Annotated in this window: 28 protein-coding genes; 10 read left to right on the top strand and 18 right to left on the bottom strand. The window is 65.4% G+C overall.

What is annotated here, in order from left to right:
• Window positions 1-67: 67 nt before the first annotated feature.
• Genes ABDB81_RS10325 through ABDB81_RS10335 form a run of 3 tightly spaced genes read right to left on the bottom strand, consistent with a single transcriptional unit; the run spans window position 68 to window position 2,613 of the window.
• Window positions 68-844: an SPOR domain-containing protein gene (locus tag ABDB81_RS10325; RefSeq protein ID WP_160471159.1), complete on the bottom strand. Its 777-nt coding sequence runs from the start codon at window positions 842-844 to the stop codon at window positions 68-70.
• Between the two features lie 45 nt (window positions 845-889).
• The gene (locus ABDB81_RS10330) at window positions 890-1,738 is read right to left on the bottom strand and encodes a type III pantothenate kinase (protein ID WP_346810979.1); all 849 of its coding nucleotides are present in this window, start codon (window positions 1,736-1,738) and stop codon (window positions 890-892) included.
• Window positions 1,735-2,613, bottom strand: a complete 879-nt coding sequence (locus ABDB81_RS10335) for a biotin--[acetyl-CoA-carboxylase] ligase (protein WP_137923628.1) — start codon at window positions 2,611-2,613, stop codon at window positions 1,735-1,737. Before ABDB81_RS10335 ends, ABDB81_RS10330 begins: the two co-directional genes overlap by 4 nt.
• Before the next feature lie 168 nt (window positions 2,614-2,781).
• On the opposite strand from ABDB81_RS10335, the gene ABDB81_RS10340 reads away from it, so the two are divergent.
• The 5 genes from ABDB81_RS10340 to ABDB81_RS10360 are packed head-to-tail and all read left to right on the top strand — an operon-like array spanning window position 2,782 to window position 7,757.
• Window positions 2,782-3,882 carry an ABC transporter permease gene (locus tag ABDB81_RS10340; RefSeq protein WP_346811138.1) on the top strand — a complete coding sequence of 367 codons (1,101 nt, stop codon included), beginning with the start codon at window positions 2,782-2,784 and terminating at the stop codon, window positions 3,880-3,882.
• Between the two features lie 8 nt (window positions 3,883-3,890).
• Complete coding sequence (locus tag ABDB81_RS10345; RefSeq protein WP_137923670.1) at window positions 3,891-4,730, top strand: ATP-binding cassette domain-containing protein; 840 nt, start codon at window positions 3,891-3,893, stop codon at window positions 4,728-4,730.
• On the top strand, window positions 4,730-5,671 hold the full coding sequence (locus ABDB81_RS10350; protein ID WP_346810982.1) for an MlaD family protein: 942 nt from the start codon (window positions 4,730-4,732) through the stop codon (window positions 5,669-5,671). The genes ABDB81_RS10345 and ABDB81_RS10350 overlap by 1 nt, the downstream gene beginning before the upstream one ends.
• A gap of 44 nt (window positions 5,672-5,715) precedes the next feature.
• A complete protein-coding gene (locus ABDB81_RS10355; protein WP_237379994.1) occupies window positions 5,716-6,429 on the top strand; it encodes an ABC-type transport auxiliary lipoprotein family protein in 714 nt (237 codons plus the stop codon).
• Window positions 6,430-6,470: 41 nt separating this feature from the next.
• Window positions 6,471-7,757, top strand: coding sequence for a VanZ family protein (locus ABDB81_RS10360; RefSeq protein WP_137923632.1), 1,287 nt, complete (start codon window positions 6,471-6,473; stop codon window positions 7,755-7,757).
• 21 nt (window positions 7,758-7,778) lie between these two features.
• Here the strand turns inward: ABDB81_RS10360 and pcp are convergent, their stop codons facing one another.
• From pcp to pxpB, 6 genes are all read right to left on the bottom strand, one after another.
• On the bottom strand, window positions 7,779-8,429 hold the full coding sequence (gene pcp / locus ABDB81_RS10365; protein ID WP_346810984.1) for a pyroglutamyl-peptidase I: 651 nt from the start codon (window positions 8,427-8,429) through the stop codon (window positions 7,779-7,781).
• Between the two features lie 10 nt (window positions 8,430-8,439).
• Window positions 8,440-9,390, bottom strand: a complete 951-nt coding sequence (locus tag ABDB81_RS10370; protein ID WP_346810985.1) for a DUF979 domain-containing protein — start codon at window positions 9,388-9,390, stop codon at window positions 8,440-8,442.
• 3 nt (window positions 9,391-9,393) lie between these two features.
• Entirely contained in the window at window positions 9,394-10,128 is a 735-nt protein-coding gene (locus ABDB81_RS10375; RefSeq protein WP_137923635.1) for a DUF969 domain-containing protein, read from the bottom strand.
• A gap of 77 nt (window positions 10,129-10,205) precedes the next feature.
• Window positions 10,206-10,946, bottom strand: coding sequence for a 5-oxoprolinase subunit PxpA (gene pxpA, locus ABDB81_RS10380; RefSeq protein ID WP_346810987.1), 741 nt, complete (start codon window positions 10,944-10,946; stop codon window positions 10,206-10,208).
• 57 nt (window positions 10,947-11,003) lie between these two features.
• The gene (locus ABDB81_RS10385) at window positions 11,004-12,023 is read right to left on the bottom strand and encodes a biotin-dependent carboxyltransferase family protein (RefSeq protein ID WP_346810988.1); all 1,020 of its coding nucleotides are present in this window, start codon (window positions 12,021-12,023) and stop codon (window positions 11,004-11,006) included.
• Window positions 12,020-12,670, bottom strand: coding sequence for a 5-oxoprolinase subunit PxpB (gene pxpB / locus ABDB81_RS10390; RefSeq protein ID WP_137923638.1), 651 nt, complete (start codon window positions 12,668-12,670; stop codon window positions 12,020-12,022). The genes ABDB81_RS10385 and pxpB overlap by 4 nt, the downstream gene beginning before the upstream one ends.
• 409 nt (window positions 12,671-13,079) lie before the next feature.
• Between pxpB and ABDB81_RS10395 the strand changes: the two genes are divergently transcribed.
• Genes ABDB81_RS10395 through ABDB81_RS10410 form a run of 4 tightly spaced genes read left to right on the top strand, consistent with a single transcriptional unit; the run spans window position 13,080 to window position 15,288 of the window.
• Window positions 13,080-13,691, top strand: a complete 612-nt coding sequence (locus tag ABDB81_RS10395; protein WP_346810991.1) for a PAAR domain-containing protein — start codon at window positions 13,080-13,082, stop codon at window positions 13,689-13,691.
• Window positions 13,691-14,338: a type VI secretion system amidase effector protein Tae4 gene (locus ABDB81_RS10400; protein ID WP_346810993.1), complete on the top strand. Its 648-nt coding sequence runs from the start codon at window positions 13,691-13,693 to the stop codon at window positions 14,336-14,338. Before ABDB81_RS10395 ends, ABDB81_RS10400 begins: the two co-directional genes overlap by 1 nt.
• On the top strand, window positions 14,335-14,676 hold the full coding sequence (locus ABDB81_RS10405; protein WP_346810995.1) for a hypothetical protein: 342 nt from the start codon (window positions 14,335-14,337) through the stop codon (window positions 14,674-14,676). The genes ABDB81_RS10400 and ABDB81_RS10405 overlap by 4 nt, the downstream gene beginning before the upstream one ends.
• A 33-nt stretch (window positions 14,677-14,709) precedes the next feature.
• A complete protein-coding gene (locus ABDB81_RS10410; RefSeq protein WP_346810997.1) occupies window positions 14,710-15,288 on the top strand; it encodes a hypothetical protein in 579 nt (192 codons plus the stop codon).
• Window positions 15,289-15,343: 55 nt separating this feature from the next.
• Here the strand turns inward: ABDB81_RS10410 and lipA are convergent, their stop codons facing one another.
• From lipA to ABDB81_RS10425, 3 genes are all read right to left on the bottom strand, one after another.
• Window positions 15,344-16,336, bottom strand: coding sequence for a lipoyl synthase (gene lipA, locus ABDB81_RS10415; protein ID WP_160471145.1), 993 nt, complete (start codon window positions 16,334-16,336; stop codon window positions 15,344-15,346).
• Between the two features lie 63 nt (window positions 16,337-16,399).
• Complete coding sequence (gene lipB / locus ABDB81_RS10420; protein ID WP_346810999.1) at window positions 16,400-17,125, bottom strand: lipoyl(octanoyl) transferase LipB; 726 nt, start codon at window positions 17,123-17,125, stop codon at window positions 16,400-16,402.
• Window positions 17,126-17,188: 63 nt separating this feature from the next.
• Entirely contained in the window at window positions 17,189-17,554 is a 366-nt protein-coding gene (locus ABDB81_RS10425) for a DUF2917 domain-containing protein (protein ID WP_137923641.1), read from the bottom strand.
• Between the two features lie 198 nt (window positions 17,555-17,752).
• Here ABDB81_RS10425 and ABDB81_RS10430 point away from each other — a divergent pair, with 198 nt between their 5' ends.
• Window positions 17,753-18,709, top strand: a complete 957-nt coding sequence (locus ABDB81_RS10430; protein ID WP_346811001.1) for a transcriptional regulator GcvA — start codon at window positions 17,753-17,755, stop codon at window positions 18,707-18,709.
• Between the two features lie 7 nt (window positions 18,710-18,716).
• Here the strand turns inward: ABDB81_RS10430 and xerC are convergent, their stop codons facing one another.
• The 6 genes from xerC to mreC all read right to left on the bottom strand — a co-directional run bounded on the left by xerC (window position 18,717) and on the right by mreC (window position 25,587).
• Window positions 18,717-19,790 (bottom strand): tyrosine recombinase XerC, encoded by a 1,074-nt coding sequence (gene xerC / locus ABDB81_RS10435; RefSeq protein ID WP_346811003.1) that lies wholly within the window; start codon window positions 19,788-19,790, stop codon window positions 18,717-18,719.
• A 10-nt stretch (window positions 19,791-19,800) separates the two neighbouring features.
• A complete protein-coding gene (locus ABDB81_RS10440) occupies window positions 19,801-20,472 on the bottom strand; it encodes a DUF484 family protein (protein WP_137923644.1) in 672 nt (223 codons plus the stop codon).
• Window positions 20,473-20,534: 62 nt separating this feature from the next.
• Entirely contained in the window at window positions 20,535-21,677 is a 1,143-nt protein-coding gene (gene rodA, locus ABDB81_RS10445) for a rod shape-determining protein RodA (RefSeq protein WP_137923645.1), read from the bottom strand.
• 12 nt (window positions 21,678-21,689) lie between these two features.
• The gene (mrdA, locus tag ABDB81_RS10450; protein WP_160471138.1) at window positions 21,690-24,053 is read right to left on the bottom strand and encodes a penicillin-binding protein 2; all 2,364 of its coding nucleotides are present in this window, start codon (window positions 24,051-24,053) and stop codon (window positions 21,690-21,692) included.
• 44 nt (window positions 24,054-24,097) lie between these two features.
• A complete protein-coding gene (gene mreD / locus ABDB81_RS10455; RefSeq protein WP_137923647.1) occupies window positions 24,098-24,610 on the bottom strand; it encodes a rod shape-determining protein MreD in 513 nt (170 codons plus the stop codon).
• The gene (gene mreC / locus ABDB81_RS10460; RefSeq protein ID WP_137923648.1) at window positions 24,607-25,587 is read right to left on the bottom strand and encodes a rod shape-determining protein MreC; all 981 of its coding nucleotides are present in this window, start codon (window positions 25,585-25,587) and stop codon (window positions 24,607-24,609) included. The genes mreD and mreC overlap by 4 nt, the downstream gene beginning before the upstream one ends.
• Window positions 25,588-25,605 lie beyond the last annotated feature (18 nt).

Below are 25,605 nucleotides of genomic sequence, written 5' to 3' on the forward strand. Positions count from 1 at the left end.
TGTCTCCGAACACCTGTTACCCATGTCTCCGGTCTGTACACCGCATGCGGGAGAGGGGAGAAAACCATCAGCCCCGCGCCGCGCCTTCGACGCGCGCCTGCATCCCTCCCTTGCAAGCCTGCATCACCTCCGCCCCATAGCGCTGGCGCACCTCTTCCATCCGCGCGCGCAGCGCTTCGTCCGTGGTTGCCACGCGCAGCCATTGGCGCGAGATATTGCGCGGGGCGTCGCTGATCAGCGCCGTGCGGACGCCCTGGCCTCGCAGGGATTCCAGGAATCGATCCGCGCGCTCCCGTTCGCGGAACAGGCCTAGCGATACCGTGAAGGACTCCGCTTCCTCATTGCTGACCACCGAGACATCCGTCACCTTGCGGCGGCGTAGTTCGGCCAGCTTGCGGTCGGCGTTTTCGCGCGTGGCCTGCGCGGGCAGATGCACCCACCAGCGCACCTGTTCGCTGCGTTCGAACTGATCTACCGGCAACGTGCTGCCCGCTGCAATCGCCACCAGATCCTCGCGTGCGTGAGCGACGGACTGCGCCGTGAAGCCACCCATTTCCATGCAGCTATCCTCGGCCCGCACGGGCGCCGATGTCGATGCCAGCGTGACCTTGCCGGGCGTGGCGCTGCGCGGTGCGGGCGTGGCGGCGGGCGCAGACGCGTCGTCGCGCGGTTGCAGTTCCATCCGTTCGCCGCGCACCTGCTGATCCACACGCTGTGGCTCGCGCGGGCTTTCGAACAACCCTGAGAAGGGCTGCGGACCGAACGCGCCCAGCAAGGCCGCCAGCAGCAAGGCGTTGGCCACCAACAGGGCGATCAGCAGGACGTTCAGACCTTTCCGGGACATGGGGAAGCGCGCAGGTGTTTGTCAGTAGGAGCCAGGGTCGGCCGATCAGGCAGGTTGCGCCATCGCATGCAACCCAAGCAGCACAAGATTATCGTGCATCTCGAACGGCATCGCGAGCGCGCCGGCCACCGCGTGGCGCGCTCCACCCGACAGCAGGCAGCGCACCGGCCCGCGTTCGCCCAACGCGCGCCAGCTGCGCTCGATGGCACCGGCCTGTGCAGCCAGGCAGCCTGCAGCGATGGCATCGTGAGTGTTGTCTGCGCCCAACGCTCGCACCGCGCGCGCGGCGCCCGCACCGGTGTCCAGCACATCGAGTTCGGGCAGTTGCGCCGTGTTGCGCGCCAGCGTGCCCAGCATCAATTCCAGCCCCGGCAGGATCAGCCCACCCTCGAAGCGCGCCCCTTCCGGCGTGGCCGTGACGATATCGAGCGTCGTCGCCGTGCCGGCCGTGACGATCAGCAGCGTCTCCCCGGGCAGCCAGCGATGCGCGCCGATGCTGCCGACCCACCGATCCACGCCAAGCTGCGTGGGCTCGCGATACCCATTGACGAGGTTGCCGTACGCGCTGACCGTGCGTACCCATTGCAGCGGCACATCGCCCGGCATGTCACCGAATGCTTCGGCCAGCAGCGCCTCGACCTCTCCGGCCAGCGTGGCACCGGCCACGTTGGCGATCCAGACAGCCGGTGCCACCCCGGCACCTCGCAGATGACGCCATGTACCCACCAGCGCGGCCCGCTCGGCCGGCACCGCGTGCGATGCCGCACCGGCGTGCTGCCACGGCGTGGGCAGCGCACCCGACTGGGTAGTCTGTGCAAGGGGTGGCGGCTGGCTATCGTCGCACCATGCCCACTTCAACCGTGTGTTGCCGATGTCGATCAGCAGTGCGCTCATGCCGGGGCTCCACGCAGCGAGACTTCGCCGCTGGTGATCGGCTCCAGCCCGTTGGCCGTCTCCAGCAGCAGGTGGCCCTCGCCATCGACGCCACGCGCCAGCCCCTCGGCCACCACCGCGCCGTCGTGCAGCAGCCGCACCGGCTCGTTGCGGAACGCGTCGCGCGCAGACCATGCCGGGGCCAGCGGTGCAAAACCTTCGGCCAGAAATACTTCGCGCATCGCCGCCAGCCGGTTCAGCACGGCACCGAGGATGCGCGTGGGATCGCGATGCGGATCGAAAGTCGGCAGCACCTCGGCCACGCCCGACAGGTCGCGACCCAGCGCCGCTTCCATGCGTGCATCGCGTACGAGATTCAGGCCGATGCCGATCACGGCCCACAGGCGCTGCGGCCCCGCAGGCACCGACTCGATCAGGATGCCGGCCAGCTTGCGGCCATCCACCTGCAGGTCGTTCGGCCACTTGAGCCCCACCGCCGTCGCCGCCCCGCAATCCTCCAGCGCCTGCGCCACGGCCAGCCCTACAGCCAGGCTCAGTCCGCTGAGGCGTGCCGGCGCCAGTGCCAGCGGCATCGCTACCGAAAATGTCAATCCAGCCTGCCCTTGCCACGGACGCCCTTGCCGACCGCGACCGGCTGTCTGCCGATACGCCACGCGCACCTGGGCCCGCGCGTCGTCCCAGGTTGCCGAGCGGCATGCCTGCGTCAGGTCGGCATTGGTCGAACCCGTCTCGGCCACGACATCGACCTGCCAGTCTCGCGCCGCGCCACCATCGAGAGTGCGCCGCAAGACGCTTTCATCGATGTGCCACGCCGGCAGCGCGGCAGCATCGTCGGTGAGGGCAGAGATCGGCGTGGAGGTTGAGCGGTCGGGCATGTAGGAAAAATCCGGGTAACGAAACGCGGGCGCGGGGCTGCCGAGATTGTAGCTGTGGCCGTGTCAGAGGATGTCTGGCGGCAACTCGGCGATGGGTAGCATAGAATCGGGACTCAGCCATCACATCATCACCCTCTTTTGGACAGCCCCCCGACGCCCGCCATCGACATCTCGCGCCAGGACGGCGCCTGCAGCGTCAGCCTGCAGGGCGACTGGACCGCGCTCGCGCTTGCCGGCTGCCATGAGGCCAAGGGCCTGCGCGGACAACTGCAGAAGCTTGCCGGCGCACCCGACAACACGCGCTGGTCTCTTGCCGCCGTGACACGGCTCGACCACATCGGTGCGCAACTGATCTGGCAGGCGTGGAACGGCCGCATGCCCGAGCGCGTGGAACTGAACGAGGGCCAGCGCCGCGTGTTCGACCGCATCGCCGGGCTGCGCACCGATGGCTGGAAGAAGACGATGGTCGACCGGTTCAATCCGATCACGCTCTTCGGCGCCGCGCTGATATCGTTCTTCGCGCAACTCGGGGTGGGCATCACGATGCTCGGCCAGCTGACCTTCGACCTGTTCCGCTTCCTGCGTGCGCCGCAGCGTGGTCCGTGGCGCGAGATCTCGGCCAATATCTACAACGTGGGCTACAAGGCGCTGGGCATCACGGCGCTGGTGGGGTTCCTGATCGGCATCGTGCTGTCCTACCTGTCCGCCAACCAGCTGCGGATTTTTGGCGCCAGCACCTTCATCGTCAACATCCTGGGCATGGCCGTGATCCGCGAGCTCGGCCCGGTGCTGGCGGCCATCCTGATCGCGGGGCGCTCGGGCTCGGCCATCACCGCACAGATCGGCGTGATGCGCGTGACCGAGGAGCTCGATGCGATGCGCGTGATGGGCATCTCGCACGGCTTCCGGCTGATCATGCCGCGCGTGATCGCGCTGGCCATCGCCATGCCGCTGCTGGTAGCGTGGACGGATCTCATGGCCCTGCTCGGTGGCATGACCGCCGCGCGCTTCCAGCTCGGCATCAGCTTTGCCTTCTTCTTGCGCCAGCTGCCCGATGCGGTGCCCGTTGCCAACCTGTGGCTCGGGCTCGGCAAGGGCGTGGCATTCGGCATGCTGATCGCGCTGACGGCCTGCCACTATGGCCTGCGCATCCGGCCCAACACGCAGAGCCTGGGCGAAGGGACGACGGCATCGGTGGTGACGTCGATCACCGTGGTGATCATCGCCGACGCGATCTTCGCCATCCTCTTCAAGGACGTGGGGCTATGACCGATTCCATGCCACCCGACGTCCAGCGCGGTACGCCACGCGAGAAAATCATCGAGGTGCGCGACCTCGTGAAACGCTATGGCGACAACGTGGTGCATGACGGCCTGAACCTCGACGTCTATCGTGGCGAAGTCCTGTCGATCGTCGGTGGCTCCGGCACCGGCAAGACCGTGTTGCTGCGGCAGATTGTCGGGCTCGACCGGCCCACCTCCGGCACCATCCGCGTGTTTGGCGAGAACCCGGCCGCGCTGACCGCCGCGCAACTGCAGGCCCTGCGCAACCGCTGGGGATTGCAGTTCCAGCGCGGCGCGCTGTTCTCGGCACTGTCCGTGATCGACAACATCGCGCTGCCGCTGCGTGAATTGCGCGCGTTGCCGGACAACCTGATCTGCCAGGCCTCGCTGCTGAAACTGCAACTCGTGGGACTCTCGGCCAAGGATGCCGACAAGATGCCATCCGATCTTTCGGGCGGCATGATCAAGCGCGTGGCGCTGGCCCGCGCACTGGCACTGGAACCGGAACTCGTTTTCCTGGACGAACCCACTGCCGGCCTGGACCCGATGGCGTCCGACGACTACGTGGACCTGATCCGCGAACTGCGCCGCGAGCTAGGCCTGACCGTGGTCATGATCACGCACGACCTGGACACCCTTGTGGCGCTGTCCGACCGCGTGGCCGTGCTGGCCGACCACAAGGTGCTGGCCGCCGCGCCCATCCCCGAAGTCATCCGGGTCGATCATCCTTTCATTCGTGAATATTTTCTGGGCGACCGCGCCCAGCGCGCGCTGCAGGCGCTGCCCGCCCCGCACGGGTCCGGCAACTCCGCAGCGCCCAGTGGAGACACCTGATGGAAAACAAATCGAACGCCTTTCTTGCCGGCGTGTTCACCATCGGCCTGGCCATCCTGGTGCTGTTCGCGCTGTTCTGGTTCAGTAGTGACCACGCCGTGCGCGTGCCGTACGACCTGATCACGCGTTCCACGGTGAACGGGCTCGGGCCGCAGGCCGATGTGAAGTATCGCGGGCTCGACGTGGGCAAGGTGGTATCCATCAAGTTCGATCCGCAGGTGCCGGGCCAGATCATCGTGCGCATCACCGTCAACCAGGACACGCCGATCACGCGCACCACCTATGCCACGCTCGGTTTTCAGGGTGTCACCGGCATCGCGTACGTGCAACTGGACGATACCGCGCGCGAAGAGGGCGCCAGCACCAACTCGCCGCGCCTGCCCACTTCGGCGCGCGAACCGGCGCGGATCGTGATGCGGCCCGGCTTCTTCGAGGAACTGGAGAAGCGTGGCGACTCGCTGCTGACGCAGACCGAATCGCTGATGGCATCGCTCAACGAGATGTTCCAGACCACCAATCGCGACGAGCTCATGTCGGCGATCAACTCGGTGCACCAGACCGCCGAGGATTACTCGAAACTCGCCAAGTCCCTGCAACCGGCCGTGAACCAGTTGCCCAAGGCCGTGGAAAACCTCAACGCCACGCTGGCCTCCACGCGCCGGCTGGCCGACGACCTGGCCAATCCGAATGGCACGGTGATGTCCACGGTGAATCGCGTAGGCGAGAACATGCAGGGTGCCGCGGATTCCGTGCAGAAGGCCGCCGGCATCTTCACGCAGGAAACGCTGCCGCAACTCAACGGCCTGGCACGCGACGCACGGCAGACCGCGCGCAGCATCGACCGCGCAGCCGGCCAGTTCAACGACCAGCCCAGCAGCGTGCTGTTCGGCGGCCCGTCGCCCACAGCAGGTCCGGGCGAGCCGGGCTTCCAGGCGCCTTGAACCCGAACATGACGCGCACCGAGCGCCCCAGCCGAGAATCCGCCATGAATGCTTCCGCCCTCATCCCTTTCGCGCGCATCGCCACACTGGCCACGTTGCTGGTGCTCACCGGCTGCGGCGTGCTGCCTCAGTCGCGCAGCACCACCACCTATGACCTCGGCCCGCTGGCTGCCGCGCCATCGCAACCGCCTGCCCGCCTGCCCAAGCTGCGCGTGGCCGAGACCGATGGTCCCACGTGGATGGATGGCCGTGGCATCTACTACCGTCTGCAGTACACGCAGGCGCAGCGGTTGCAGTCGTACGCGACGCAGCGCTGGGTCGACGCCCCGACGCGGCTGTTCGACGACCGGCTGCGCGATGCGGTGTCGGGCCGGGGCGAACTGACCTGGTATGGCGACACCAGCGTGCCAGCCATCAAGGTGGACCTGCTGGGTTTCGAACAGGTCTTCGATACGGCCACCAGCAGCCGTGGCGTGGTGCGTGCGCGCGCCACGGTATTCCACAAGAACCTGATCGGGCAGAAGACATTCGTTGCCGAGCAGCAGGCGACGAGTGCCGATGGCGCAGGCGGTGTGAAGGCGCTGGCCGCGAGCAGTGACGCAGTGATCGCCGCCATCCTCGACTGGGCAGCCGCGTTGCCGCTGGAAGCCGCGACGGCCACCGGCCCCGCCGCATTGCCGCGCGCCAATCCGCCATCGCGCGACAGCGTGCCGATACCGCCCGTGGACACGCCAAAAGCCACGGCGCCGCGCCAATGAGGCGTACAGTGCTTAACCCGTTGTAACGGTTGCGAGCCGTCATGCTTTCGGACAGCGCCCCGCCTCCCACACCGCCGCAGGACTTGCGCCAGCCCGAACTTGAAGGATGGCTGCCCCGCCATTCGCCGCTGGCGCGCGTGGGGCTGGTCTGCTTCACACTGCTGGTGGCCTACGCCAGCCTGTATCCGTTCACCGGCTGGACCAACAACGGTATCTCGCCGTTCGCATTCCTGAGCGCACCCAAGCCGCGCTACATCACCGAGTTCGACCTGCTGACGAACGTCATCGGCTACTGCCCGTTCGGCGCACTCGTGGTGTTGTCCCTGCACCCGCGTGTCTCCGGGGCGCGGGCCACGCTGATCGCCTTCGTGGCCGGCGCGCTGCTATCCGCCGTGATGGAAGCGCTGCAGACCTGGCTGCCCACGCGGATCTCGTCGAACATTGACCTGATCACCAATGCGCTCGGGGCACTGCTCGGGGCCGCCGTGGTGGCACCGTTCACCGGCGCATTGATCGATCGGGGCACGCTGACGCGCCTGCGGCTCGCATGGTTCGAACCGCATGCGAGCTTTGCCATCGTCCTCGTGATGTTGTGGCCCTTCGCGCAGATCTTCCCGCAGGAACATTTGTTCGGCATGGGCGGCATCGTGCGCGAGTGGCTCACCGATCCCGATTCATGGCCAATGGCGTGGGTGCAGGCGTACTTCCCCGCGCTGATTGCGTGGCAGGACAACATCGGCATCCGCACCGACGACATGCAAACGCAGTTGCTGCTGGAGACAGCCGTGACCGCATCGAGTTGGATCGGCACGGGGTTGTTTGCGTCGATCGCCATGCGGCGGACCGCGCCGATGCTGCGCATTCTGGCTGCACTGCTCACCGCCGCGCTGATCATCAAGGCCGCAGTGTCCGAGTTGCAGTTTCCGGATGACAACGCGTTCAACTGGCTCTCCGAAGGCGGCCGTTTTGCGTTGCTGACGAGTTCGCTGGTGCTGGTGTTACTGCTGCGGCTACCACGTTGGCTCCGTGCCGTGCTGGCAGTGGTGGCATTGACGGGGCTGGTCGCCTTGACCAATGTGCTGCCGTCGAATCCTTATGCGTGGGTGTCCGAGCAAGGATGGCGCATGGGCCGCTTCATCCATTTCAACAGCCTGGCGCAGTGGCTTGGGTGGCTGTGGCCGTTCATGGCGTTCACGTATGTGATCTGGCGCTTCGAGCAGGTCAGCCTGCGGCGCCGGTTGCAGCGCATTGCACGCCGCCGCGCCACCGCACGCGCAGTGGCCGCCGCTACGGACAGCCAAAGTCATCGCGAGACGAAGCAGCCTTAGCGCTCCGCCGCGCGAGGTGAATCAGTGCAGTTGCCCGCCCTGTTCGCGGATATCTTGCTGCGTCGATAACGTGGTGGCCACCGCCACGCGCAGCCCCGCGATCAGCGTCTCCAGCGCGAGGCTCGGCGCACCAGGGTGTCGCGCGGCCTGCTCCGGCAGATAGGGGATGTGGATGAATCCACCACGTGCGACGCTCGATGCCTTCGCCAGCGCGTGCATCAGGCCATAGAAGACGTGATTGCAAACGAAGGTGCCCGCCGTCTGCGACACCATCGCCGGCACGCCCGCTGCACGCAGATCTCTTACGATGGCCTTGATCGGCAGCGACGCGAAGTAAGCGGCCGGACCATCGGCGGCAATCGTGACGTCGATGGGCTGGGCACCAACGTTGTCGGCCACGCGCGCATCGTCCACATTGATCGCCACGCGCTCGATCGACAGCTCCGTGCGGCCGCCCGCCTGCCCCACCGCGATCACCACATCGGGACGCAGCGACGTGACAAGTGCATCCATGGCGTCGATGGCCTTGCCGAACACGCAAGGCAGTTGCCGCGCAACGACCACGGCATCGCCGATATGCGCGCCATCGAGCGCCCGCACCGCCTCCCACGACGGATTGATCGGTTCCTGTTCGAACGGCTCGAAGCCGGTCAGCAAGACGGTACGGGTCATGGCGATGTCCTTACATCAGGAAATACAGCAGGAAGATATTGGCAACGAGGATGCCCAGCGCCGAAGGCACCTGCGCCCGGATCACTGCGTTGCGGTCCTTCAGTTCGAGCAGTGCAGCCGGCACGATATTGAAGTTGGCTGCCATCGGCGTCATCAGCGTGCCGCAGTAGCCCGAGAACATGCCAATGGCCGCCATCACTGCCGGGTTCGCATGGAACACGCCCACCAGGATAGGCACGCCCACGCCGCCCGTCATCACCGGGAACGCGGCAAAGCCGTTACCCATGATGATCGTGAACAGCGCCATGCCGATGCAGTACACCGCCACAGCCACGAACTTGTAGTCCATGTTGATGTACGAGGTGGTCAGGTGCGCCACGGCCTTGTCCACGCCGCCATCGAAGAACACCAGGCCGAGCATCGCCAGCATCTGCGGCAGCACCAGCGCCCAGCCCAGCGATTCGATCAGGCGGCGCGATTCGCGCAGACCCTGCACCGGCGTTTCACGCGTGAGCCAGCACGCCACCGCCAGCGAGACCAGGCAGCCGACGCCGAGCGAGACGAACGTGACGTTCTTCGGATCGAGCAGCGGCAGGCCCGCCACCTTCACATCCTTGAACACCACCGTGCCGATCACCGTAATCAGCGGAATCAACAGCGCCGGCACAAACAGCTTGTTGCCGAGGCGCTTCGCGCTGGCGCGACGTTTTTCCTCGGGCAACGTGCCATGCTTGCCGATGCCCACGCCACCGAACCCGGCGATCAGCGCCATCACCACCGCAGCCACGCCGACGATGGCCGGCGGAATCTTGTCGCCGATCAGGAAGATCACTGCATAGAGCAGCCAGAACAGGCCCGTGGACAACCGGCGCGGATGCGCCTTGTCCGAGAACGTCATCAGCGACGTGATCAGCAGGACAAAGCCGGCCAGCCAGTACAGGTATTGGATCGAGATGATCATCGCTTACTCTCCCTTCGCACCAGCGGTGGCCGGCATGCCCACCGGCTTCTGCGCGCCAAGCTCGCGCTCCAGCCACATGTCCAGGCGCTTCAGGCGCACCGCATGGATCAGGAAGGCGCAAATGGCGGTCGGGATACCCCAGACGGCGATATGCAGCGGTTCCACGTCGATGTGCGAGGCCAGCAGGAACGTGTGCATCAGCGCGATGGCACCGAACGCCACGAAGATGTCCTCACCGAAGAACAGTCCCACGTTGTCCGTGGCGGCGCAGAACGCCAGCACGCGCTGGCGCACCGGCTCGGGCAAATGGCCGAAGCGGTTCTCGGCCGCGCCTTCGGCCATCGGGGCCAGCAGCGGACGCACCATCTGCGGATGGCCACCCAGGCTGGTCAAGCCCATCGCGGCGGTCAGTTCGCGCACAGCGAGGTAGACGATCAGCAGGCGGCCCACCGTGGCCGACTTGATGCGCGAGATCCACGCCTGCGCATGCTCGCGCAAACCGTGGCGTTCCAGCAGGCCGATCACGGCCAGCGGCAGCAGAATGATCAGCGGCAGACTGCGCGCCTTGACGAAGGCGGTGCCGATCGCGGTAAAGATCTGCGTAAGCGGCATCGACGCAGCAATCCCCGTGACGATGGCGGCAGCCGCCACCACCATCATGGGATTGAACCGCAAGACGAAGCCGATGATGATGACGCCGACCCCGAGCAGGGGCCAAAGATTGACAGCCGGTTCCATGGGAAACACCTGATAACGCGTGAAGCGATACGTGAAGGACTGCGTGAAATCAACCGATGCCTGCGGGGCGAATCCCCTCAGGCATCGGCACGGATGGCGATGCCTTCCGCGCCGAGCCGATCCCGGATGCGGCGCGCGAAGGCAAGCGCGTGGGCGCCGTCGCCGTGCAGACACACGGTTTCGGCACGAATCGGTACCCAGGTGCCGTCGATGGCCTGCACGCGCTGGTCGCGCACCATCGACAACGTCTGGTTCAAAGCCACTTCCTCGTCGTCGTGCAACGCGCCCGGCGTGCCGCGCTTCACCAGCGTGCCGTCGGGGTTGTAGCCACGATCCGCGAAGACTTCTTCCTTGACCGCCAGGCCCGCCTCGCGCGCCATCGTGATCATCTGGCTGTTGGCCAGTCCGAAGAAGACGAGCTTGGGGTTGTAGTCCGTCACGGCGCGCACGATGGCCGCACACAGTTTCGGATCGCGCACGGCCATGTTGTAGAGCGCGCCATGCGGCTTCACATGCGCCAGTTGGCCGCCCTGTGCGCGCACCATCGCGTCGAGCGCGCCGATCTGGTACAGCACGTCGGCGTAGACCGCCTCGGGATCGCGCTGCATCTCGGTGCGGCCAAAGTTCTCGCGATCCGGAAAGCTCGGATGCGCGCCGATGGCCACGTTCTTCTCCAGCGCCCATTTCACGGTCTGGAGCATGGTGGCCGCGTCACCCGCGTGCCAGCCGCACGCGACGTTCGCGGAGCTGATCAACGCGATCAGCGCCTCGTCATTGCCGCAGCCTTCGCCAAGGTCTGCATTGAGGTCGATTTGCATGGGCGTTCTCCGTAGGGGACGGTAGTTGTGGGGGCTTGGAAGACTCAGGCGAAGCGTTCAGGCAACGAAGCGAGTCGTCGTTCGTCGTCGTGCGGCAATCTGCATGCCGGCGCCCTGCCAGCGCAGTGCCTGGTCGATCTGCCGCAGATAGCGGTCGACTTCCGCCTGTGCGGCGGCAGCCTGTTCGAGGGACACCTCGGCAAAGCGCACCGTTGCACCGAGTGGCACCTGCGCCAGGCGCCAGAGGTCGGCGCCAATCACGGTGCCGATCTTCGGATAGCCGCCCGTGGTCTGCGCATCGCTCATCAGCGCGATGGGCTGGCCGTTCGGCGGCACCTGCATCACGCCCGGCATCACCCCATGCGACAGCAGATCTGCCGAGCGCTCGGCCCGACGCGCCAGCGCAGGACCCTCAAGACGCAGGCCCATCCGGTTGCTCTGCGGCGTGATGGTCCAGTCTGCCGACCACAGCGCTTGCTGCGACGCCGGCTCGAAATCGGGATACTCGGGCCCCGGCAGCAAGCGGATGGTCAGCGCACTGCCCTCGCGATTGGCGGGCAACGCCCAGCCCGGCGCAGCCACGCCGAGCCAGTCGCGGTCTTCCTCGATACCAGGCCGGCCCGCAGGCAGACGATCGCCATCGCGCAGCACGCGGCCTTCGAAGCCGCCGAAGTTCGATTTGAGATCCGTGCTACGCGAGTTCATCACCTGCGGCACGTCGATGCCACCGGCCACGCAGAGGTAGGTGCGCGTGCCGCCGCGCGCTGCGGGCAGCGTCAACGTCTCGCCACGGCGCACGTCGAAGGCATGCCACGACCACACGGGCACGCCGTCGAGGTTGGCGCTGCATTCGGCGCCGGTCAGTGCCACGCGCATATCGGCCTCGAACCGCAACGCGGCACGGCCCAGCGTGAACTCGATAGCCGCCGCGCCCGGCTCGTTGCCGAGGAGTCGATTGCCCACCTGCAGCGCCAGCCCATCGGCGGCACCGGAACGGCCCACACCGAAGCGCCGGAATCCCACACGGCCCAGATCCTGCACCGACGCCTGCGCGCCAGGTCGAATGATCTCGATCACAGCAGCACCTCCTCGGCGATAAAGCGCACGGTATCGCCCGGCGCGAACAGCGACGGCGGATCACGGTCGGCCACGAACAACTGGGCCTCCGTATGGCCGATCAACTGCCAGCCTCCCGGAAGCACGGCCGGATAGATACCCGTCTGCTCGCCGCCGATGCCCACTGCACCCGCCGGCACCGCCAGACGCGGCTCGCGACGACGCGGCGTGGCCAGCTCCGGCGCCAGTCCGCCCATATATGCGAATCCCGGCTGGAATCCGAGGAAATACACCACGTACTCACCCGCCGCATGACGGCGCACCACTTCCTGCGGCGACAGTCCCGTATGCGCGGCCACATCGGCAATATCGGGCCCGAACTCGCCGCCGTAGCGGACGGGAATCTCCACGAGCTTGCCCGTGGCATTGCGCGTCTCGCCCGACGCCCACGCCACCTTCAGGTTGCGCTCCAGCGCGGCCACATCGGCCGTCTCGTCAAACGACAGCGTGAGATTGTTCATGCCCGGCACCACATCCACCACACCCCGCCAGTCGGCAGCACGCTCGGCCATGGCCCAGATACGGCGCTGGACGTCGAGCGACGCCGGCGGTGCCACGCTGTAAAGGAGAGCCTGCTCGGCCAGACGGTGAACGGTGCATTGAGGCATGAGGGGGCCATGAAAAATCGCGTTGAGGGTCCAGGTAGTGTAGGCACCACAGACACCCCGCGCGACGTCGCCAACAAACCCGATGTGATTCAATCGAATTTCATTGACGATTTATCGATAAATTCATGTTATCGAAACATGACCATGCCCGGCACCTCGGGGGAACCCTTAGTGTTTGTGCACTGTTAGGGGGAAGTTCGCGTACGTTTTGGGCGAAAGAGATGCATCGATCTCCTACATCGAAAGCTATTTGAAAGACGACGAGGACATTCGAACCCGTTTTCAGAACCTTCCGAGACGGCCTCGCGCATCAATTTGACGAGAGGCAAGCATTGCGGCGTTGGTGTCCTTCCGGCGGGAAAGGCGGTGCTAGATTGGCCGGCTCGATCACCGGAAGGAGCATCGGACAATGATTCGCTATTGCCTTGTGGAAGGAGACAAGTCCTCGGCAGGAGGCGAGGTTCTCGAAGGCATCGCCGATTGCATCATCATGGGAAAGCGGATGACGTTCCTCGGCGCGAAAGTCTTCTGTCCCGCCTGCAAGACGACCGGGGAAATCGTCGGCATCGGCCCGAGGCATCCGAATGACTGGATGGGAAAGGGGGAAGCCCTGGACGGCGATCTTTGCATCTGCAAATGCAAGCCGGCACCCGTCATGCTGGCGTCGACGCGACACTCATCGCACATCTTCACGAACAGCGAACTGGCAGCCATGGGGTTCGATGTCTTCGGCAGACCACTCGCCCGTGTAACCGCACGTGCCGCAGATAAAGCCGTCGCTGTTACGCCAACTGAAGCGACGCCAGCCGACGAATTGACAGTTCTGTTCGACGAGCAAGTGCAACTGAGGGCTATTGCTGCCCCCTCGCTCGCGGGCATGCGCTATGCGATACGCATGCCAGACGGCACCGTCCAGCGCGGCGAGATTCCGGCTGACGGCACTCTCCCGCGCATTCCATCGCACGGGGAAGGAAGCTATTCCATCAGTTGGGGCGACGCTGCAGCAGGGGAGGATGCCTGATGTCAGTTGTAGCGCAACACCGCGTTCGGGCGACCGGCAAATTCCGGGTGAAGACGACGCACGTTCCACAGTCGAAAGTTTGTCTGGATGTGGAACCGATCAGGTTCAGGGATTTGTGGAAGAACTATGTTGGAGGCGCACCTCACGCAAATCCCAACTACAAGAATCAATGCGCGATTCGTCTCAGCGCCACGCTACATAGGGTCGGCGTGCCAATGAAATCCTTCTCCGAGAAATATGTGCCAAGGATGCCGGGCAAGCAAAGATTGGGGCGTGACCTGCTCCAAGGAAAACCGGTCGCCTTGCGCGCCTATGAAATGGCAACGTGGTTAAAGCAGATGCCGTTCTGCGGGCTTCCGAGAGCACCACGGAACATCACAGGTCCCGACTGGAAGCAGCATGTTCGTGGCCGAACCGGCATCATCTATTTCTTCGGCTACTGGCGACAGGATGGCGACGGCGACAACACACTGACTGGTGGCCATATCGATCTATGGAATGGCTCTCGATTGACGATTCCCAGCCTTGCCGGCGCGGTTTCGACATTAGGGCGTTGGGCGGGCCTTGACTCGTTCTACTCCGATCGCACTTACGGTTACTCCGACCTATCGAACTCAGTGGAAATCCTCTTCTGGGACATTCGATGAAACGGCTTCTCATCTCCGTCTGCGGCTGCATTGCCGGGCTGATGCTGACGTGGACCAGCCTCTATGTCCTGAGCCAATTTGAATGGCCAGTCACATGGAATACGAAGAGAGACCCCAATTGCTGGGATCTCGACCATTGCGACCATCCATCGATCAAAAACTATCTTGTCCTGATCTTGTTCTTCTTGGGACCGTCGATGTACTTCGGCGTGGTCAATGCGCTGGCATTTGCACGATGGCCGGGTCGCAGATGGGCGTGGGCCAATGGGATCGGGGCTGTCGTTGCCATTGCCGGCTACTACTTTACGTTCGCGGGGCCAGCGCTGTTAGCAGCTTGATTGGTCCGCTCGTCTACAAACGAGGATTCGACAATGTCTCGCTACCTGCTCTCTGCCGCCCTGGTCCTTCTCGCACTCACCCCCGCGTTGACATTGCTGACACCCAGATACGGCGAGCAATGGGACCCCATGAAAGATCTGCTGCAACTCTCTCTGGTTGTATGCAGTGCGCTGACCGTTGCAACGTTATCGATCTATTGGCGGCTGATGCGGCGTGTCAGGTCGTTCCTCGTGGGAACTGCGATGCTGTCGCTCGTGATTGCCCTGACCACAGGCATGCTCTACTTCACCGAGGCATTGAAGTTTCTCGCGCAGGCAGAGATGGCACGGTCGGTGCAGGCCGATTCCAGACATCCGCATATGCTGATCGCCACGACGCCGGTAGAAAGCCGCTACAGCGACGACGATAGAACGGGCACGATTGCCCAATGGGAGCGATGCGCGTTAGGTTCCGTCACTTGCTCGGAATCGCCAAGGATGGCTTATATGAAATGCAGGTCTGGGACGTTCAGTGTGCCCGAACGTCAGTGGCCGCGATTCGCGCCCGTACCTGGGGAAAACGCGGCAGGCTCGCTACCGCTGCGCTCGACGCGATTCTGCGCCGAGGATTGAGCAGATGACACGCCTCGCTCCATCAGCGAGGGCGTGTCACCTCAGAGACGTCCGCTCAGGCAAACCCTGCCAGATGCGCCTGCTCGTCAGCGTGGTACGAGCTGCGGACCATGGCGCCGACGGCGGCGTGGGTGAAGCCCATCTTGTACGCTTCTTCCTCGAACATCTTGAAGGTGTCCGGGTGGACGTAGCGCATCACCGGGAGGTGATGGTTCGACGGTGCCAGGTACTGGCCGATCGTCAGCATGTCGATGTCGTGGGCGCGCATGTCGCGCATGACTTCGAGGATTTCCTCGTCGGTCTCGCCCAGGCCCACCATCAGGCCCGACTTCGTTGCCACGTCCGGGTTGCGGCGCTTGAACTCCTGCAGCAGCTTCAGCGAGTGCGCGTAGTCGGCGCCGGGGCGAGCCTGCTTGTACAGGCGCGGCACCGTTTCCATGTTGTGGTTCATCACATCGGGCGGCGCGTTCTGCAGGATGTCCAGGGCCTTGTCCAGACGGCCACGGAAATCGGGCACCAGTACCTCGATGCGGGTGTTCGGCGACAGTTCGCGGGTCTGCGAGATGCAATCGACGTAGTGCTGCGCACCGCCGTCACGCAGGTCATCGCGGTCCACGCTGGTGATCACCACGTAGTTCAGGCGAAGCTGGGCGATGGTACGCGCCAGGTTGCCCGGCTCGTTCACGTCGAGCGGATCGGGGCGGCCATGGCCCACGTCGCAGAACGGGCAGCGGCGCGTGCACTTGTCGCCCATGATCATGAACGTGGCTGTGCCCTTGCCGAAGCACTCGCCGATGTTCGGGCAGCTCGCTTCCTCGCACACGGTGACGAGGTTGTTCGCGCGCAGGATGTCCTTGATCTCGTAGAAGCGCGAGTTGCCAGTGGCGGCCTTCACGCGAATCCATTCCGGCTTCTTGAGCCGCTCGGCCGGCACGATCTTGATGGGGATGCGCGCGGTCTTCTCGGCCGACTTCTGCTTCTTGGTCGCGTCGTATTCTGCGGGGGCTTGCGGGACTTCGCTGGACGTGGCGATCAGTGCGTCGCTCATACTGTTCTCCGCACGCGCGGCCGCGTGCATGTGTGGCGTTGATTCGGGGCCGGGCGTGCCATCTCAGGCGGCCTCGGCGGCGGCGTTCCCGCTGACCTGCGCACGCGATTCGCGCGCCGTCAGGACTTCGCACAGGGCCGCCGCCAGACGGTGTGCGATTGCGGGTTGTTGTGCCGCAGTCACCGGCGATGGCTCCGCGCCGGCATCGTCGCCCACCGCGAAGGTGGCGCCCGCTGTTGCCATGTCGACTGTTTCCAGTCCGGCATAGCCACAGGGATTGATGCGCAGGAACGGGTTCAGGTCCATCTGCACGTTGAGGCTGACGCCGTGATAGCTGCAGCCGTTGCGGATCTTGAGGCCGAGCGCGGCAATCTTGGCGCCCTGGTGCGGCCCGTCGGACAGGTAGATGCCAGGTGCGCCGGGCTTGCGTTCGGCTGCGAGATTATACGCCGCGAGCGTGTCCAGTACGGCCTGCTCTATATCGGTCACCAGCTCGCGCACCATGAGGCGGCGGCGGCGCAAATCGAGCAAGAGATAGGCCACGACCTGGCCTGGACCGTGATAAGTGATCTGGCCGCCACGATCGATTTTCACGACGGGAATCGCGTCATCGGGAGCCAGCAGGTGCGAGGGATCGCCAGCCTGGCCGAGCGTGTAGACCGGCGGATGTTCGACCAGCCAGATCTGGTCGGGGGTCTCGGCAGTACGTGCGGCGGTGAAGTCCCGCATGGCGTCGAAACAGGGCTGGTAAGGCTGGCGGCCCTGATCGATGACTTGGATCGGATGCATGCCCGAGAGTGTAACGAAAAGGGCCGGCCTACGCTGGGCAGGCCGGCCCTTCGGAGACGGCTTTCAGGCGCGGACCTTCTCCTCGGCCGGGGTCCATTCGGTGCCGCGCACCAGCCGCTTGCCAGCGCGCAGCAGCAGGTGCGGCAGGTCGGCCAGGGTCAGCGCCGGACGGCGTGCTTCGGCGATCAGTGCCAGCCGGACTGGCCCCGAGGCACGCGGATCGATGCTCAGCACGATCTCGTCACCGCGCCGCAACAGCAGGCTGCTGCCGCAACGGAGCCAGTAATCCTCCGAATCGTTCTCGCGGGTCACCCAGATATCCACACCTTTGGCATCTTCCACAAACAGACGTTGGGCGGCGTGCATCGACAGTGCGGTGACTTCGCCTGGGTTCAGCGTAAAGACGGTCGTTGTGAGCAAGGCTTTCATGGTGGTTCTCCAGGTTCCCGGGGGCGCCGCCGTATTGTCGGAATGGCCGGAACTGGCTTGGTGACTGGACCAGAACAGTTCCGGGTGTTGTTGGCGGGATCCGGTGCATTGGATTCTAGTGACTCCCAACAGCGCGGCAAAACGATATATATTGCGGTGTCTTGTTAGCACGACTCACATAGGGAAAGGGGTGCCGCCATGGCCTGGAGCGGGAGTTGGAGTCCGGATGACGCGCGCAGCTGGAAGCGGGAGTTTCCGCGCCTGCCGGCGCTGGCCGCCCTGCGCACCTTCGAGGCGGCAGCGCGCCACGAGAGCTTTTCTCGCGCGGCCTCGGAGTTGTTCGTCACGCACGGTGCGGTCAGCCATCAGATCCGCGCGCTCGAAGAAGAACTGGGGCAGCCGCTGTTCGAGCGGCGCGGCAAGCGCGTGGTGCTGACCACCAGTGGCCGGCTCTATGCCGAGCGTGTCCGCGACGCGCTGCTGCAGATTGCCGATGCCACGCGCGTGCTGCAATCCGGCAATCGCGACAAACGCCTGACCATCAGCACCATGCCGTCTTTTGCCGCGCGCTGGCTGACGCCACGCATCGGCAGCTTTATCGAGCAGCACCCGGAACTGGAAGTGGAACTGCTGTCGTCGAACGCGCTGGTGGACTTTGCCAATGAAGAAGTCGACGCGGCCCTGCGCATGGGTAGCGGCCAGTATCCGGGCCTCTATACGGAGCGGCTGGTCGAGGACGTGTTCTTCCCGGTCTGCAGCCCGAACTTCAACGGCGGGCGCCTGCCCGAGCAGCCCGCGCACATGGCCGGCATGCCGCTGCTGCGCGGCGAGGGCGATCCGTGGAAACCGTGGTTCGAAGCCGCCGGGCTGGACTGGGCGGAGCCGACCAAGGGCCTGATGCTGCAGGATTCGTCACTGTTGTTGCAGGCCGCCGCCGAAGGCCAGGGCATTGCGCTGATCCGCTCGACGCTGGCCTACAACGACCTGCTGGCCGGGCGCGTGGTCAGGCTGTTCAACGTCAGCATTCCGTGTCCGTGGCTGCTCTACTTCGTCTCCACGCACGCCAGCCTGGAAACGCCCAAGGTGCAAGCCTTCCGACAGTGGCTGCTGCCCGAGATGGAACGCTTCAAGAACATCCTTTCTCAGTGGAAGTGAGCCGCCGCTAGTCTTCCGAGTCTTCTTCGTCCGACGACGTATCGGCCTTGGGCGCGGAGGTGGACTTCTTCCTGCCGCCCCGTCCCGCCCTCGGATGGGCCTGATCGTAGACCTTGGCCAGATGCTGGAAATCCAGCGAGGTGTAGACCTGGGTCGTGGACACGCTCGCATGGCCGAGCATTTCCTGCACCGCGCGCAGGTCGCCCGAGGATTGCAGCACATGGGTGGCAAACGAGTGCCGCAGCATGTGTGGATGGACGTGGCTGGGCACGCCGGCTGCCAGCGCCTGCTGGCGGATACGCTGCTGCACGGTGCTCGATGCGATCCGTCGGCCCCGCGTACCGAGGAACAGCGCATGCGTATCGTCGGGCGTGGCGTCGGGACGCAGCAGCGTCTGCCGCACGCCGAGCCAGGCGCGCAGCGCCTCCACGGCCTTGCTGCCCACCGGCACCGTGCGCCGGCGCGAGCCCTTGCCGATCACGGTCACCTCGGCACTGCGGAGATCGAGCCAGCCTTCCGAGCGGTAGTCGCCTTCTTCCGCATAGTGCACGTCGAGCTGGATCAGCTCGGATAGTCGCAGCCCGCTGGAATAGAACAGTTCGAACATCGCCTGGTCGCGGACCGCCTCCGCGGTATCGCCAGTGCGGTGCGACACCAGTGCGACGGCGTGCTCCACCGACAGCGCCTTCGGCAGCGGCTGACCGCGACGGGGCGCGCGCACGCCATCCACAGGATTGGCCGTCACGCCGTGCCCATACCGGGCCGCCCACAGATAGAAGCCGCGCCACGCCGACAACGAGCGGGCGATGGTGCGCGCGGAGAGACCGCCGCCGTGCATGCGGGCGGCGAACGATCGGATATGTCGGGTTTCGAGCGAGAGCAGCGGCACGCCCGCTGTCAGGCGCTGCGCGTTCTCTTGCAGCACGGCCAGGTCGTGGGCGTAGCTCGTCAGCGTGTGTTCGGCCAGCTTGCGGTTGGTGGCCAGCCAGTCGAGGTACTGCAGCACCAGCGGATCGGGTGTCGGCTTTTGCGACGAATTGCCTGCCGCCGCATCATCCTTGCCCTGCTGGTGGCTGCGCATGGCGAAAGGGTCAGTCGCGCAGGCGGTTCAGCGCGGCACCGGCCACTTCACCGATCTGCGCCAGATAGGCGGTGCCCATGCCTTCGTGGAAGCGTCGCGTCTCGGGCGAGCCCAGCACCAGCAGGCCGAATGCCGGCCCCGCAACCTCCTCGCCCGCCTTGGCCGGCGGACGCAGCGTCACCATCGCCAGCGAGGCGATATCGTCCCGCTCCAGCAGCGCAGCCGCCTCGAAGCCGCTGTTCGGGCCGCAGAACGGCGCGCGCAGACCTTCGGCAAAGAGACGCAGATCGTCGCTGGCAGCCTGCGCCACTTCCATATGGGAAAACGCCTCGCCCACGTTCCAGAGGCGCAGTGCCACGGCGGGCACGTCGAAGACCTGCTGCAGCCCATCCTGCACCGCATACGGCAGCGCGTGGGAATCCACCTCGGCCAGCAGGCGCAGTTGCCAATCGTGCAGGCGCTGTTGCGTGCGGTCGTTCTCGTGACCATGGCGCACCAGATCGGCCAGCTTCAGCTCCAGCCCCTTGTTCTTCTCGCGCAGGATTTCCATCTGGCGCTCCTGCAGCGACACCGCGCGATGGCTGTGCGGGCTGGTCAGTTGCACGGTGGCGAGCAGTTCGGCGTGGTCCTCGAAGAACTGCGGGTTGCTTTGCAGATAGGCGGCGACGTCTTGGGCGTTCATAGGCTTCTACTGTGTTCAGTCCGTACTTTTACGAGGCGCAGTGTAGCCGACTCGGGTCCGGCTCAGGTCTGGATCAATCGCTTCTGGCGGGAGATGCTCATCAGGATGCCGATGCCCATGCCCAGCGTCACCAGCGCCGTGCCCCCGTAACTCAGCAGCGGCAGCGGCACACCCACCACGGGCAGGATCCCGCTCACCATGCCCATGTTCACGAATGCGTAGGTGAAGAAGATCAGCGTGATGGAGCCTGCCAGCAGCCGTGAGAACAATGTCGGCGCGTTGGCGGCAATATAAAGCCCCCGGAAGATCAGCAGCAGGTACAGCACCAGCAGCACGGCATTGCCGATCAGCCCGAACTCCTCCGAATACACCGCGAAGATGAAGTCGGTGTGCTTTTCCGGGATGAACTCCAGGTGGGTCTGCGTGCCCTTGAGCCAGCCCTTGCCGGCCACGCCGCCCGACCCGATCGCGATGATCGACTGGATCGTGTGGAAGCCCTTGCCGAGCGGATCGGTGGTCGGGTCCAGCAGCGTGCAGACACGGTGTTGCTGGTAGTCATGCAGTACCGGCCAGTTCACGCCCGGCTTGCACATATCGGTCTGGAAGGTCAGCAGCAGCGAGATCGCCACCACGCAGATGCCAAGCAGCGGCAAGATGATCTTCCACGACAGTCCGGCGAAGTAGATCACGTAGAGTCCGGCGGCCAGCACCAGCAGCCCCGTGCCAAGGTCGGGCTGCTTGGCGATCAGGCCCACCGGAATGCCGAGGATGACCAGCGCCACGATGAAGTCGAACCATCGGATCACCCCCTCGCGCTTCTGGAAGTACCACGCCAGCATCAGCGGCATCGAGATCTTCATGATCTCCGATGGCTGGATCACCATCCCGACATTGAGCCAGCGCCGCGCCCCCTTGCGGATCAGGCCGAACATCGCCACGGCGATCAGCAGCGCCACCCCTACCGTGTAGAGCGGCACCGCAATCCGCATCAGCAACTGCGTGGGCATGAAGGCAATCACGATCATCACCACGTACGACAGCAGGATGTTGCGAAGCTGGTCTTCCACGCGCCCCGGCATGTCGATGGCGGCGGAATACAGCGCCACGATGCCGGTGGCGAAAAGCAGGAAGACGATCAGGGCCAGCGGCTTGTCGAAGCCGGTCAGGGCCGTGCGGATCATCGAGATGACGCGGCGTTTGTCCATGGCGCGTCTCCTTTACTGTGAGGCGTTGTTGCGTGGCGCGCCGGCGTCCGCCACTTCGGCGGGCTTGACCGGCCGCGCACGCGGCTTGGGCGCCGGCGCGGAGGCAGCGGCCGGGGTGGCGCGCGCTGGCGTGGGAGGTGCCGGCGGTGCGGAGGCGGCCGGCTTGCTGTGGCCCAGCGCCCGGAGCATGCGGGCATCGAGCGTCGCCACCGCCGAGGCCGGCGCAATCGCGGCCGGGTCCAGTTGCGTGGCGATGGAGTCGGACGCCGACCGGGCCGATGGCACCGACGCCGCGGCCACCGCGCCCGGCGCGCTGGCGCTGGCCGAGGCTTCGGTCATGGCGCCCGGTGCCGTCTGCATCACCGTGGCGGAGGCCGCATTGGCGGTCAGGCCCGTGGTGAACACGCTGGGCGTATCCACTGGCGGCCGGCCACCGGCGCGCTCGCGCTCCTCGGGCGGCGGCGCGCTGGCCTGCAGTTCCTCGGGCCACTTGCGCAGCAGGTAGTAGTCCATCACCTTGCGCGCGATAGGCGCCGCCACCGCTGCGCCGAAACCGGCGTTCTCGACGATCAGCGCCAGTGCGATCTTCGGCTTGTCGGCAGGCGCGAAAGCGGTGTACAGCGAGTGGTCGCGCTTGCGCTCCTCCAGCGCATGGTGGTTGTACTTCTCGCCCTTGGCCAGCGTGTACGTCTGCGCCGTGCCGGTCTTGCCCGCCGATTCGTACGCCGCGCCCGCGAACACGCGTGCCGCCGTACCGTTGTGCGTCACGGCGACCATCGCCTTCTTGATCACGTCGATATCGGACTGCTTGAACGGCAGCCGGTAGCTTTCCTTGGGCACGGTCAGCGTGCGCTCGCGCGTGACAGAGTTCTCCACCGCCTTCACCAGGTGAGGCTTCATCGCCGCGCCGTTGTTGACGATGATCGACACGGCATTGGCCAGTTGCAGGATCGTGAAGCTGTTGTAGCCCTGTCCGATCCCTAGCGAAATCGTTTCGCCGTCATACCACTTCTGCTGCTCCGGCTTGCGGTACGCCTTGCGCTTCCATTCGGTGGACGGCAGGATGCCTTTGCTCTCGCCCTCGATGTCGATGCCCGTGATCTGGCCAAAGCCCAGCGGCTTCATGAAATCGTGGATCGCATTGACACCCATGTCGCGTGCCAGTGCGTAGTAGTAGGTATCGCACGACTGGACGATCGATGACTGCATGTCCACCCAGCCGTGGCCGCCCGGCTTGTCGTCGCGGAACGTGTGGTTGCCCAGCGTGAAGAAGCCGGGATCGTGCATGCCCCACGCGGCCGTGCGCTTGCCCGTGGTCAGCGCGGCCAGCGCCATGAACGGCTTGTACGTGGAGCCCGGCGGATACGTGCCGCGCAGCGGCCGGTTCAGCAGCGGCTTGTCCGGCGAGTTGTTCAGTTCGTCCCAGGTCTTGGAATCGATCCCTTCCACGAACAGGTTGGGGTCGTAGGTCGGCTTGGAGACGAACGCCAGGATGTCGCCGGTTTCCGGTTCGATGGCCACCAGCGCGCCACGGCGATCCCCGAAGAGCTGTTCGGCCAGTTGCTGCAGCCGGATGTCCAGCGAGAGGATCAGGTTGTTGCCGGGCGTGGCCGGCGACGTGGACAGCGTGCGGATGGGACGCCCGCCCGCGCTGACTTCCACTTCCTCGAAACCCGTCAGGCCGTGCAGCTCGGTCTCGTAGCTTTGTTCCAGTCCGATCTTGCCGATGTAATTGGTGCCCTTGTAGTTGTCAGCGTCCTTGCGCGGATCGTACTTGGCGCCCTCGGCGTCGTTGGCCTCGTCCATGGCCTCGATCCGCTCCTGGTCGCGCTGCGAGATCCGGCCGAGGTAGCCCACCACGTGGCTGGCCGATTCGCCCAGCGGATACTGGCGGAACAGGCGAGCGCGCACATCGACGCCCGGAAAGCGGAAGCGCTGGGCGGAGAACTTGGCCACTTCCTCGTCGGTCAGCTGGCTGCGCAGCGGCAGGCTCTCGAAGCTGCGCGATTCTTCCATCACCCGCTTGAAGCGGCGGCGGTCGCGCGGCTGGATATCGATCAGCCCCGACAACGCCTCGATGGTGTTGTCGAGCGTGTCGGTCAGCTTGGACGGTGTGATTTCGAGCGTGTACGCCGAGTAGTTGCGCGCCAGTATCACGCCGTTGCGGTCCATGATGATGCCGCGATTCGGCTCGATCGGCGCCACGGAGATGCGGTTGTCCTCGGCCTTGGCCGAGTACTGGTCGTGCTTGTACCACTGCAGCCACACGAAGCGGGTCATCAGCAGGCCAAAGCAGATGACCGTGAACAGGGCGGCAGCCGCCACGCGGATGCGGAAGCGGCCGATTTCCAGTTCGACGTTGCGGATTTCGGTCATGGCGGTACTGCGGGCGGCGGTGTCAGGGTGTGTGGGAGCTGGCGCTAGATCGGACGCGTCTCGTCGACGTCGCTCGATCGGCGTTGCGGCGCCAGCAGCAGCGCGGTGGCCATCGGCCACAACACGGCCTCGATAACCGGGGCCAGCAGCAGGGGCCAGTCCGGCAACGGCGCACCCATGGCCAGGCGGATCAGCACCGGCACCGCGTGCGCGATGAACAGCAGCGGCATCACGTGCAGGGCCTGGGTGTAGACCGAGAACCAGAGCACGCGGCGGTGAATCGTGATTGCAAAGTACGCCAGCAGGGTATAGGCCAGCGCGTGCTCGCCCAGCAGGCGGGCGTCATGCACATCCATCAGCAGGCCGAGCAGGAACGCCACGCCCATGCCCACCTTGCGGGGCTGGTGGATGTTCCAGAACACCAGCACCAGCGCCACCATGTCCGGGATCCACAGCGTGGTGCCCCACGGCATCAGGTTGAACAGGAACGCCAGCACGAAGGTCAGTGCGATAAAAACGGGATTGACCGGGCGCAGCAGGTATTGGGACGTCGTCACTGGGCGGACTCCGGAGATTTCTGCTTGTCGGCTTTCTCGGACTTGTCGGCGGCCTTTTGCTCGGCACCGGCGCGCGCCGCAGCCGAACGGGCACCCTTCTCGGCCTTGGTCGGTGCAGCCTCCTGCGCCGGACGCGGCGCCAGCCCCGACTCGTAGCGCACCACCAGCAACTGGCGGTGCGACCGCACGCCGGCCACGGGCTCGCAGTACACGCGCGAGAATGCGGTGTCGGCCTTGCGCTCGATCTGGACGATCTTTGCCACGGGCAATCCCGGCGGATAGGTGCCGTCAAGGCCCGACGTCACGAGCAGGTCGCCCTGCTGCAGGTCGGCAGAAGCGGCCATGAAGCGCAGATCCAGCAGGCCGGCACGCGCGCCGCCAAAGGCCACGCTGCGCAGGCCGTTGCGCACCACCTGCACGGGAATCGCCTGGTCCTTGTCGGTCAGCAGCGTCACTTCGGACTGGAACGGCGATACGCGCGTGACCTGTCCGATCACGCCACGCTCGTCGATCACCGGATAGCCGGCACGCAGGCCCTGCGAACTGCCACGGTCGATGACGATGCGCTGGCTGTACGGGTCGCGTGCGTCGTACAGGATTTCGGCTGCCGTCACCGGCGTGGCCGATTGCTGTTCCAGATTCAGCAGCTTGCGCAACTGGCCGTTCTCGGCCTCCAGCTGCGCCTGGCGCACGGCCGCATTGGCCTGCTCCACGGCGCTGCGGCGCAGCTCGCGATTCTCGGTGGCCAGTGTGACCGAAGATTGGGCGTAGTCGAAGACGCCGCGCATCGCATCGCGCGGCACCAGGACGAGGCGCTCCACCGGCATCAGCACGGTAGCGGCCACCTGGCGGGCAATGCGCATGGCGTCAAAGCGCGCGTCGACGATCAGCAGCGCCAGCGCGATCGCCACGAAGACGACCAGACGCGCGACTGCCGATGTACCTTGCTTGAAGAGCGGCGGTGGAGAGTAATCCATTTACCGGTGCGCGGGCGA

Source organism: Cupriavidus sp. DL-D2 (assembly GCF_039710735.1).
Classification (GTDB): domain Bacteria; phylum Pseudomonadota; class Gammaproteobacteria; order Burkholderiales; family Burkholderiaceae; genus Cupriavidus.